At 69.3% G+C, this 10,317-nt stretch carries 9 protein-coding genes; 5 read left to right on the top strand and 4 right to left on the bottom strand.

The features are described from left to right. Nucleotides 1-224: 224 nt before the first annotated feature. Entirely contained in the window at nucleotides 225-2,348 is a 2,124-nt protein-coding gene (locus K340_RS32625) for an MMPL family transporter (protein WP_051267430.1), read from the top strand. Nucleotides 2,349-2,431: 83 nt separating this feature from the next. On the opposite strand, the gene K340_RS0122900 is transcribed toward K340_RS32625, so the two are convergent. The 4 genes from K340_RS0122900 to K340_RS0122915 all read right to left on the bottom strand — a co-directional run bounded on the left by K340_RS0122900 (nucleotide 2,432) and on the right by K340_RS0122915 (nucleotide 7,203). Further along, entirely contained in the window at nucleotides 2,432-3,259 is an 828-nt protein-coding gene (locus K340_RS0122900) for a class I SAM-dependent methyltransferase (RefSeq protein WP_029138406.1), read from the bottom strand. Nucleotides 3,260-3,308: 49 nt separating this feature from the next. After that, complete coding sequence (locus K340_RS0122905; RefSeq protein WP_029138407.1) at nucleotides 3,309-4,829, bottom strand: putative bifunctional diguanylate cyclase/phosphodiesterase; 1,521 nt, start codon at nucleotides 4,827-4,829, stop codon at nucleotides 3,309-3,311. Nucleotides 4,830-4,858: 29 nt separating this feature from the next. Next, complete coding sequence (locus K340_RS34725; RefSeq protein WP_051267290.1) at nucleotides 4,859-6,394, bottom strand: TPM domain-containing protein; 1,536 nt, start codon at nucleotides 6,392-6,394, stop codon at nucleotides 4,859-4,861. 368 nt (nucleotides 6,395-6,762) lie between these two features. Further along, the gene (locus tag K340_RS0122915) at nucleotides 6,763-7,203 is read right to left on the bottom strand and encodes a Fur family transcriptional regulator (protein WP_037366179.1); all 441 of its coding nucleotides are present in this window, start codon (nucleotides 7,201-7,203) and stop codon (nucleotides 6,763-6,765) included. Nucleotides 7,204-7,314: 111 nt separating this feature from the next. Here K340_RS0122915 and K340_RS35415 point away from each other — a divergent pair, with 111 nt between their 5' ends. The 4 genes from K340_RS35415 to K340_RS32645 form a co-directional block, all read left to right on the top strand. After that, nucleotides 7,315-8,076, top strand: coding sequence for a DUF2020 domain-containing protein (locus K340_RS35415; protein WP_084614796.1), 762 nt, complete (start codon nucleotides 7,315-7,317; stop codon nucleotides 8,074-8,076). A gap of 110 nt (nucleotides 8,077-8,186) precedes the next feature. After that, nucleotides 8,187-8,720, top strand: coding sequence for a peptidylprolyl isomerase (locus K340_RS0122925; RefSeq protein WP_407662251.1), 534 nt, complete (start codon nucleotides 8,187-8,189; stop codon nucleotides 8,718-8,720). 194 nt (nucleotides 8,721-8,914) lie between these two features. Then, nucleotides 8,915-9,865 carry a rhomboid family intramembrane serine protease gene (locus K340_RS32640; protein ID WP_084614798.1) on the top strand — a complete coding sequence of 317 codons (951 nt, stop codon included), beginning with the start codon at nucleotides 8,915-8,917 and terminating at the stop codon, nucleotides 9,863-9,865. A 105-nt stretch (nucleotides 9,866-9,970) separates the two neighbouring features. Further along, the coding region (locus tag K340_RS32645; protein WP_161632167.1) for a tyrosine-protein phosphatase at nucleotides 9,971-10,317 on the top strand (347 nt) is incomplete at its 3' end.

A 10,317-nucleotide genomic window follows, 5' to 3' on the forward strand; every position in this document is an offset into this window, starting at 1 on the left:
CCCGGAGGACACCGAGACGTCGCCAAGGGCGCGGAAACGGGGCGTTGACAGGCCCGGGCGGCACCGAGACGTCGCAAACGGGGATGGCGGGCACGGGCGGCGCATCCATCGAAAGGTTGATCGAGGGTCCATCCTGCGCGCGATGGAACGCGCTGTCTGCATCCATAGCGTTGGTGTCAGGGTCCGCCGGAGGGCTCGGATGACGACGAGGGATGGCGATTCCGATGGTGTGGCAACGATTCTCGGCAGCGTTGGTGAGCCGCAAGGGCGCCTGGGTGACGCTGGCGATCGGACTGCTGGTGGTGCTGGGCGTGCTGGGCGGACTGGCCAAGAGCGATCCACCCGGGGCGGTCAACTCGCTACCCACCGGCAGTGAGTCCGCCGCCGTCGAGCAAGCGCTGCAGCAGTTCCCGGACAGTGCGATCTCGCCGGTGCTGGCAGTCGTCAGCCACGGTGACACCGGCGAGGTACTGACTCCGGCGGACCGGCACGCTGCGGCGACGATCGGGGCCGAGTTGGCCGAGTTGGCCGGACACCCGGCCGGTGCGCCGGTGGTGAGCGAGGACGGCAAGGCCGCGGTGATCAGCGTCGGAGTCGACACCAGCATCGGGAATTCCGCCCTGTCCGACCAGATCGACGCCATGCGGGCGGCCGCGGAAAGGCTTGCTCCGCAGGGGCTGACGGTGCAGATCACCGGCGGTCCGGCGTTCGGTGCGGACATCGCCGGCGCGTTCTCCGGCGCCAACCTCACCCTGCTGTTGGTGACGATCGCCATCGTCGCGCTGCTGTTGCTGCTGACCTACCGCTCGCCGATCCTGTGGCTGGTGCCGCTGCTGGTGGTGGGCATTGCCGATCAGCTGGCGAACCTGCTGACCGCGCGAGCCGGACAGCTCTGGAACCTGCAGTTCGACTCGGGCATCGTCAGCGTGCTGGTGTTCGGAGCCGGCACCAACTATGCGCTGCTGCTGATCTCGCGTTATCGAGAAGAGTTGCGGCGCAGCGAGAATCACCGCGCGGCGCTGCTGGTCGCGGTCCGGCGGACCGCCCCGGCCATCGTCGCCAGCAACCTGACGGTCGTGCTGGCGCTGTTGTCCCTGGTGTTCGCCACCATGCCCAGTACGCGCGGGCTCGGGATAGCCTCCGCCATCGGCCTGCTGACCGCCGCGCTGATCGTGCTGACGGTGCTGCCGGCGGCCCTGGCCGTCTGCGGTCGACGGCTCTTCTGGCCGTTGGTGCCGAAGGTGGCCGCCGATGATGTGACGAAGACCCAGCAGGACAACGGATTCTGGCACAAGGTCGGCACGGGGGTGACCGGTCGGCCGATCGCTGTGGTTGTCGGCAGTGTCGTCATCCTCGGGGTCTTCGCTTTCGGGCTGGTCGGCAGCAAGGTCGGCCTGACCCAAACCGAGCAGTTCCGGGTCGCCTCCGGCTCGGCCGCCGGCTTCCAGACGCTGGCCGAGCACTTCCCGGCCGGCGAGTCGGCCCCGATCGTCGTGGTCAGTGCCACCGACCAGGCCCAGCAGGTGGCGACGGCCGCGGGCGGGGTGCCGGGCGTGGTCCGGGCCCAACCGGTCGGCGACTCCGGAACCGGGCTGACGAAGATCATGGTGATCGGCGCGAACGAGCCGGGCAGTAACGCCGCCTACCAGCTGGTCCGCGACGTCCGGGCGACGGTTGCCGCGGTGCCGGACGCGCACGCGATCGTCGGTGGCAGCGACGCGCAGAGCCTGGACATCGAGAACGCGGCCGACCGGGACGTGAAAGTCGTTGCGCCGCTGGTGTTGGCCATCGTCCTGATGGTGTTGCTCATCCTGCTCCGGTCGATCGCGGCGCCGGTGCTGCTGGTGCTGATCAACGCCGGCAGTGCGGTCGCGGCGATCGGCGCCGGCACCTTTATCGGTACCCACCTGTTCGGCTTCCCGGCGCTGGACGTCAACGTTCCACTGATCGCCTTCCTGTTCCTGGTGGCGCTGGGCATCGACTACACGATCTTCCTCGTCCACCGGGCGAAGCACGAGACCGAAGAGCACGGCACCCGCGAGGCAATGGTGCGCGCGGTGACCGCCACCGGCGGGGTGATCACCAGCGCCGGGATCGTGTTGGCGGCGGTGTTCGCGGCGCTCGGTGTACTGCCGCTGGTGTTGCTCGGGCAGCTCGGACTGATCGTCGGTATCGGCGTGCTGATCGACACGCTGATCGTCCGAACTGCCTTGGTGCCGGCGGTTTTCGCCTTGATAGGCGACCGGATCTGGTGGCCGTCTCGACCCACCCCGATGGTTCCGGAGTCCGGCGAGACCGACGGGTCACGCGTCCCGATGAGGCTGGGGTCGACGACGGAGGGTCGATGACCAGCACTGGAATCTCCCGGCTTCCCTGGCATCCGACGTGGTCCTGCCTGGCGTGGTCCTGCCTGGCGTGTCGGGTGAGTGAGTCAGCGGTTGGTTGTCCGGGTGGCGGTCATCGCGAGGGTGGTGTAGTCCATGGTGAAGTGCCCGCCCAGTTCGTCGATGGTGGTTCCGACCGCATCCAGGATCTGGGTGAGCTGGTCGGGACGGAGTCGGGTGAGGCCGCCGGTGGTCGGTAGGAAGTCGAGCCATTGGTCGCGGGTGTAGGAGCAGTGCCAGTCGTACTGCGTGTGTTCCGGCTCTTCGAAGTGCTCCGTCTCCCGGATCTTCCCGGCGAGGTTCGCGTACATCGACCGGTAGAGCTCGAGCGGCCGGCGAGCAGGTTGGCCGGAGAACGGCGAGTCGGGTGCCGCCTTGCGAAACGCGGCGGCGAACGACTCGGCCACGTCGACGGGTGGTTCGAAGACGTGCCCGAAGATCGCCAACAGCCCGGCCGGACGCAACACGGAGGCCGCCTTCACCGCGCCGGCGATCGGATCCACCCAGTGCCAGGACTGGGCGGCCGCGACGGTGTCGAACGTCCGGCCGGCCGGCTGCCAGTCTTCGAAGGTCACCACCTCGACCGGCACGCCGCCGGCCCGCGCGAGGTCGGCCATCCGCGGGTCGGGCTCGACGCCGAGCACCGCGTAACCGGCCCGCTGGAACTGGCGGGCAGCGATACCGGTGCCACAGCCGACATCGAGCAGATCGGAACCCGGGCTGGCGGCGACGATCCGCGCGATCAATGCCTCGGGATATTCCGGCCGGGCCCGGTCGTAGCGGTCCGCGTCGGTACCGAACGACTCGGCCATCTGCCGGGCGGTGTGCGACTCTGCAGCGGACGGCTGTGATTGCTCGGGACGTTGGGTGGGCATCTGCCCACACTAGTGGGCGGTTGCCCACCTCGCAACGAGGGCGAACCTGTCAGGCCTGGGCGACCAGCCGGTCGGTGAGCTTGGCGGCCGACATCGGTCGGCCGAAGGCGTGGCCCTGGGCGTGGGTACATCCCAACTCGCGCAACAGCTGTGCCTGTGCCTTGGTCTCAACGCCCTCGACAACGGCGTCCAGTCCGACCGACTGCACCAGGTTCAGTACTGCCCCGATGAACCGGCGTTGGCCGGGATCGGTGGTGATGTCGGTGACCAGTGAGCGGTCCAGCTTCACCGTGTCGATCGGCAGCCGGCGCAGGTAGGCGATCGAGGAATATCCGGTGCCGAAGTCGTCGATCTCCAGGCTGGTGCCGAGCGATTCAAGTCCGCGCAGCGCCTCCAGGCCGCCGACATCCTCGCTCATCAAGGCGGTCTCGGAGATCTCCAGGGCCAGCCGCCGATTGGAGACCGCGTGCAGATCCAGGGTGGCCCGCAGATGATCGGACAACCCGGGCCGGCGCAGCTCGACCGGTGAGACGTTCAGGTGCACCCGGAACTCGTCGTTGTCGACCAGAAGTGGCTCCCACTCGGCGATCTGGCTGATCGCCGTCTCCGAGACCCAGTGGCCCAGATCGATGATCAGCCCGGAATCCTCGGCCACCGGGATGAACTCGTTGGGCATGATCAGTCCGCGGTGCGGGTGATGCCAGCGGACCAGGCCCTCCACCCCGGCGATCAACTCGGTGTCCAGCCGGACGATCGGCTGGTAGGTCAACCGCAACTGCCCGTTGTGGATCGCATTGCCGAGCTCCGAGACGACCCGCAACCGGCGTTGAACCGCGTGGTGCATTGCCGGTTGGTACAACAGTGCCCGGCCGCGGCCGTTGGTCTTGGCCTCGTACATCGCGGTGTCCGCATCGCGGATCAGGGTGTCGGTGGTGTCGCCGGTCTCGGCCATCCGGATGCCGATGCTGGCCAGCGCCCAGACCGATCGACCGTGCACCGTCAGCGGTTCCTTGAGCACCTCGAGCGCCTCGGCGGCCACCTGCAGCGCCTGCTCGGCGGTGGTGTCCGGCATCACCACCGCGAATTCGTCGCCGCCGAGCCGGGCGACCGTGTCCATCGACCGCATCACGCTGGTCAACCGGCGCGCGACCTCGACCAGCACCGCATCGCCCGCGGTGTGCCCGAGGCTGTCGTTGATGGTCTTGAATCCGTCCAGGTCCAGCAGTAACACCGCCGGTGGCTCGGCCCCGCGCTCGGCCCAGGCCACCGCCTGAGCGATCCGGTCGCCCAGCAGCGAGCGATTCGCCAGTCCGGTCAACGGGTCCCGCAGCGCCAGCCGCTCCAGCTCGGCCTGCGCCTGCTTGAGCATCCTGGTGCGTTCCTCGACCCTGGACTCGAGGTCGCCGTAGACGTCCTGCAGTTCCTCGGCCAGCAGGTTGATACCGGTGATGACGGCGTCGATCTGGTCGCGAACACCGGACGGCTCCAGTCGGGCGGACAGGTTGCCGGAGGCCAACTCGACGATCAGGTCGACGAGTTGGTCCAGCCGGGCGTCGCTCTGGTCAGCCACGACAACCGCCGTCGGGATCCGTCATCGGTTCAGAAGCTCCGCGATCCGCCGCCACCGCCGCCACCGCCTCTGGAAAAGCCGCCGCCGCCACCGCGGCTCCAGCCCGACCCCGAACCGCTGCTGCGGCCGCCACCGCTCCAGCCACTGCCGCCACCACCACCCCAGCCGCCGCCACCACCCCAGCCGCCACCGCCGCGCCGACCGCTGAGGATCGAACCGGCGATCCAGCCGCCGATCCAGCCGCTGCCGCCACCGCCGCCGCGTCGGTCGTAGTAGGAATCCTGCTCCGCCTGCTGCCTGGCGCGTTCGGCCTCGGCCTTGCGGCGCAGTTCCTGCTGCCGTTGGAGTTCGGCGTTCCGGCGGGCCTGCTCAAGGGTGGCCAGCTGCTCCTTGGCCTGCAGGAGTTGGGTGTGTACCCCGCGGGCGATCGTCATCAGCGAGCCGAGGCCGGTCTCGATCGGCGTGCGTTCTTCGCGTACTTCGGTCTCCAGGGTGTTGAGGGGCTCCTCGACGGACGGCGCCGCGGCTGCGGTCGCCGAGAACGCGCTGACCTTCGCGATCGTCGCAGCGAGTTCGGCGCTCTCGTCCCGGACCGCCTGCACCTCGCGGGCCCAGGCGACCTTCCAGTCGGATGCCTTGCGCAGCAACGAGACCCGACGGTCGATGGAGTCGATGGCGGCGCCGACTGCGGCGACCTCGGCGGCGGCAACGTCCGGGTCCGACTCCCCGGCAGCCGACCGCAGGTCGCTCTGTGCCTGGTTCAGATCCAGTTCCAGCTGATCCTGCAGCGGCCCGTTGGTGATCGAGTTGACCAGTAGCTGGTCCTGGTCCAGCCGGGCCCGCAGGTCGCCGACGGCGACCGAGTTGGCGGCCGTCAGCTCGTCCTTGCGCCGCTGTTCGGCCTGCAGCGCACGCTTCTGGTTGCGCTTGCGCAGCAACGACTTCCCGCCCGCATAGCCGAGGGCGCCGACGCCGAGCCCGCCGAAGACGATCCAGCCGGTGTGGGAACTTTGCGGCTTGCCCTCGTAGTCGGTGCCGGTGTCGGTGGACGGGAGGGTGCCGGCAAAGGCCTCGCCGACCGCGTCCAGCCCGGCGATCAGCCCGCCGGCCCAGTCGCCGCCGCGGAACTCCGCCGTCATTGCGGAGAAGATCGCGTCGTTCTGCGGGTCGAGGGCGGGCGCCAGGTCCGATCCGTAATACATGTCCACCTGCCGGATGTCGGTGCCGACCGCGAGCACCAGGGTGCCGGCCTCGAATTCGCTGCCGTCCCAACCGACCTCGGTGCCCAGCTCGTGCAGGTAGTCGACCAGATCGCCGGTGCCGACCCGTGCCGTCACCACCACGACCTGATCCGGATCGGTGAGCTCATCGGCCGCCGCGACGATGTCCGCCTCGTCAGCGGAACTGAGCACGTCGGCGTTGTCGATCACCCTGACGGTCGGGGCGGCAACGGCTGTCGCCGCGGAGGCCGATCCGGCGAACAGCACCATCGCAGCGCCGGAGCCCAGGAACAGGGCAGCGAGCGTTGCGAGCAGCGGACCGATCCTGCCGAACGCCATGCGCATGCCGCTCAGACTAGAGCGTGCCCGTCCGGGCCGGGCGCAGTACGCCGTCGGGCTCGGTGCCAGGTTCCCGGTCGGTCCGAAGCTGCCGGGGTTCCCGGCGGCGGAACCTGGACCGGCGTTTCCGGGAATCCCGGTGGGCCCCGGTTCGGGAACGCCTGGTTCGGCGGTGTCGAGGTTGGTGTCGACGTGGTGGGGGATACCGGGCGGAACGGGGCTGGCCGGGCTCCGGCAGGTCTCAGGGGTTGACCCACTGGGCCGTCCTCGGACCGCCCGGTATCTGGTCTCTACCCTGGCCGATCGCCGACGGATTGTCCGGCGAATGACCGAACTCATGGCGCCCAGTGCGTGCCGGTCTGTGCCGACGGTCGTCAGCCGGCCGCGCCCGGCTGGGCGGCGTCGTTTCGTGCGGCGGTCCGTTCGTCCGCGCACTGCGGGCAGAGCCCGAACAGCTCCAATTCGTGGTCGAGGTCGACGAAACCGTGATCGGCGGCGACGGACCTGGCCCACTTCTCCACGTTCGGCGCCTCCACCTCCTCGGTGCGACCGCAGTGGCGGCAGACCAGGTGATGGTGGTGGCGGCTGTCCGCGCACTGTCGGTAGAGCACCTCACCCGAATCCTTGCGGACGGTGTCGAGGTCGCCGGCACCCGCCATGTCCTGCAGCGCCCGGTACACCGTGGCCAGGCCGATGCCGGAGCCGCCGGTACGCAGCGCGGCGTGCAGGTCCTGGGCGGTGATGAATTCGTCGGTACCGCGGAGGACGTGCAGAATCTCGGTCCGCTGAGTGGTGTTGCGGCGTTGGACAACCATGCGGGTCCTCCCCTCGATCGGTTCAGCTCAAGGGTACCCATCGGCGCCCGACGGTCGGTCCGACCTGCGGCTGACGCCAGGGCGGACTGATCACTACGGGACACTGGTCGGATGAGGACCCGCCCGGCGCTCATCGTCGCCCTGCTGACGGCCGTCATCGTGCTCGGCGGCTGCGCCCCCGGAGGTGACCAGACGCATCCGCCGGAACCGGCCACCGTCACCGTCGGCACCGTGATCCGTACCCCGCCGCCGACGGCGACCGTCACGCACACGGTTCCCGGTCGGACCGGCGCGGCCGGTTCGTCACTGTCTGTTGGTTCGTCATCGCCTGTTGGTTCGTCACCGTCTGTTGGTTCGTCACCGTCTGTTGGGTCGTCACCGTCTGTTGGTTCGTCACCGCCGGGGCCGTCATCGAAGCCGGTACCGGGGAGCCCCCCCGCCTTCCCGAGCGCGGCGCCCGTCGAGGGCAGCTGCCCGTTCCTACAGGCCAGCGACGTGTCGCTGCTGGCCGGCCAGCGGGTCGGCCGGATCGAACTGATAGCCGCTGCGCCGCAACCGATCTGCGTGTTCTATCGGATCGTGGACGGCGGTTGGTTGGGCGCTGTCCGGGCGCTGGATGCCGGCAGTCCCGCGCAGGCGGTGGGCGCCGTCGACGCGGTGGTGCCGCCTGCCGAATCGTCACCCGCGGACCAACCCAAGGGCTGGGGCGGCGGCTACATGCTGCTGCCCGAGGGCGACCAGCATTTCCCCGAGGCCCGCGCGGTGTACGCGGTGAGCAAGGGATCGCACGCGGTGATGGCCTGGAACAGCCGCGACCAGACCGTGAAGAGCCGCCGGCTGGTGGAGGCGACCGTCGACGCGCTGCACTGGTGAACCGGCATCGACCACCGCGGGGCTGACGACGGCCGGCCAGTGCGGCCGCCCGCCAGGTCCGCCCGGTCCGCTCGCCATGCCCGGCCGGCCGGTCTGGCAGGATTGACCAGGTGAGCAACCTGACTGCAACTCTGCATACCAACCGCGGCGACATCATCGTCGAGCTACTGCCGAACCACGCGCCGAAGACGGTGGCGAACTTCGTCGGCCTGGCCACCGGAAGCCGCGCCTACAGCACCAAGAACGCCGCCGGCGGCGACTCCGGCCCGTTCTACGACGGCTCGGTGTTCCACCGGGTGATCGACGGCTTCATGATCCAGGGCGGCGACCCGACCGGCACCGGTCGCGGCGGCCCCGGCTACGAGTTCGCCGACGAATTCCACCCCGAGCTCGCGTTCAGCAAGCCGTACCTGCTGGCGATGGCCAACGCCGGGCCCGGCACCAACGGCTCGCAGTTCTTCATCACCACCGGGAAGACGCCGCACCTGAACTTCAAGCACACCATCTTCGGCGAGGTGACCGACGAGGCGAGCAAGAAGGTGGTGGACGCGATCAGCAGCACCCCGGTCGACCGCTTCGACCGTCCCGACGACGACGTGGTGATCAACTCGATCACCGTCGAGGGTGACCAGCCCGCCCAGTAGTAGCTCCGAGCTCAGCAGTAGATAACGACAGAGTTCCCCGGCCACCAGCCGCCGCCGGACCGGCGGCCAACAGGCAGGAGAGGCGTGAGCGAGCTTGTGTGGACCCGCACCGAACGGCGCGAAGCGCCGGATGGTGTGGACGAACCATCGGCGCAGAACGCGAGCGCCCCGCGAGGCACGAGTGGGTCGGTCGCGTGAGCTACCCACCGAGTAACGGACCCGGTGCCGGAGGTTGGGCGCCCGGGCAACAGCAGGCGGTCTGCACGTGGCACCCGGACCGGGCGACCGGTCTGCGCTGTACCCGGTGTGGCCGGCCGGCCTGCCCGGAATGCCTGACCAACGCCAGCGTCGGGGCACAGTGCCGGCAGTGCGTTGCCGAGCAGCGCACCCCCGCGCAGCGCCGGGCCGCGCAGACCGTCGCCGGCTCGCCGCTGGGCGTGCCGCCGCTGGTGGCCACCGTGCTGATCGCGATCAATGTGGTCGTCTACATCGTCACCGTGATCCAGGCGAGGTCCACCCAGAACCTGGACGCTTCGTCGGTGTTCTTCGACGGCGCGCTGATCCCGGTACAGGTCGGCCAGGGCGAGTACTGGCGGGTGCTCACCAGCGGGTTCCTGCACCTCGGGATCATCCACATCGCGGCGAACATGATCTCGCTGTACTTCCTCGGCCCGCCGCTGGAGCGGCTGATCGGGCGCTGGCGGTTCCTGGTGGTGTACCTGGTTTCGCTGCTCGGTGGCTCGGCCGCGGTGATGTTGTTCAGCGCGCCGGTGTCGATGACTGTCGGCGCGTCCGGCGCCATCTTCGGCCTGATGGGCGCGTTGATCGTCACCTTCAAGCGAATGCGGTACGACCTGCGGCAGCTCGGCTTCGTGCTGGTGATCAACTTGTTCATCACTTTCCAGGTGTCGGGCATCTCCTGGCAGGGACATGTCGGCGGGCTGGTGGCCGGCGGCCTGATCGGCGCCGCAATGGTGCTGCCGAAGCCGGCCAAGCGGCTGCAGATCCAGATCGGCGCCAGCATCGCGCTGGTGGTGATCTGCGCGGCCCTGATCTTCTGGAAGGCGGGCACCGAGCCGGACCAGGAGTGCTTCTACGCCGAGCAGGGATCCAGCGGGCCCGGGGTCTACTGCACCGTCGAGTGACCCGATCTGGCCTCAACTTTCGCATTCCCACAGGTCGACCTGCGCCAACTCGAGAGTTGAGGCCGGATCGGGTCGCCTACCCCTGGTGTCGATAGCCTGCCCACCATGACCAACTGGATCGACCTTGAGGGCTTGGCCAACCTGCGCGACCTCGGCGGTCTGCCGACCACCGACGGCGCGGCGATCCGGCCCGGTCGGCTGCTGCGATCGGACAACCTGCAGACGCTGACCGGGCGGGACGTCGCCGAACTGCGACAACGCGGGCTCACGGACGTCATCGACCTGCGCTCCAGCGTTGAGACCCTCGCCGAAGGACCCGGCCCGCTGACCCGCGAGGACTGGGTGACGGTTCATCACTTCTCGTTCTTCCGGGAAACCCCCGCTACGGGGGACCGGGACAACCCTGCTACGGCTGGCCGGGACAACCCTGCTACGGCTGGCCGGGACAACCC

Source organism: Nakamurella lactea DSM 19367 (assembly GCF_000426645.1).
Taxonomy (GTDB): Bacteria; Actinomycetota; Actinomycetes; order Mycobacteriales; family Nakamurellaceae; genus Nakamurella; species Nakamurella lactea.

Bases quoted from the DNA above. Each gene is read 5' to 3' on its own strand.
- K340_RS32625 (WP_051267430.1), top strand. From the start codon at position 225: ATGGTGTGGCAACGATTCTCGGCAGCGTTGGTGAGCCGCAAGGGCGCC.
- K340_RS0122900 (WP_029138406.1), bottom strand. From the start codon at position 3,259: ATGCCCACCCAACGTCCCGAGCAATCACAGCCGTCCGCTGCAGAGTCG.
- K340_RS35415 (WP_084614796.1), top strand. From the start codon at position 7,315: ATGAGGACCCGCCCGGCGCTCATCGTCGCCCTGCTGACGGCCGTCATC.
- K340_RS0122915 (WP_037366179.1), bottom strand. From the start codon at position 7,203: ATGGTTGTCCAACGCCGCAACACCACTCAGCGGACCGAGATTCTGCAC.
- K340_RS34725 (WP_051267290.1), bottom strand. From the start codon at position 6,394: ATGCGCATGGCGTTCGGCAGGATCGGTCCGCTGCTCGCAACGCTCGCT.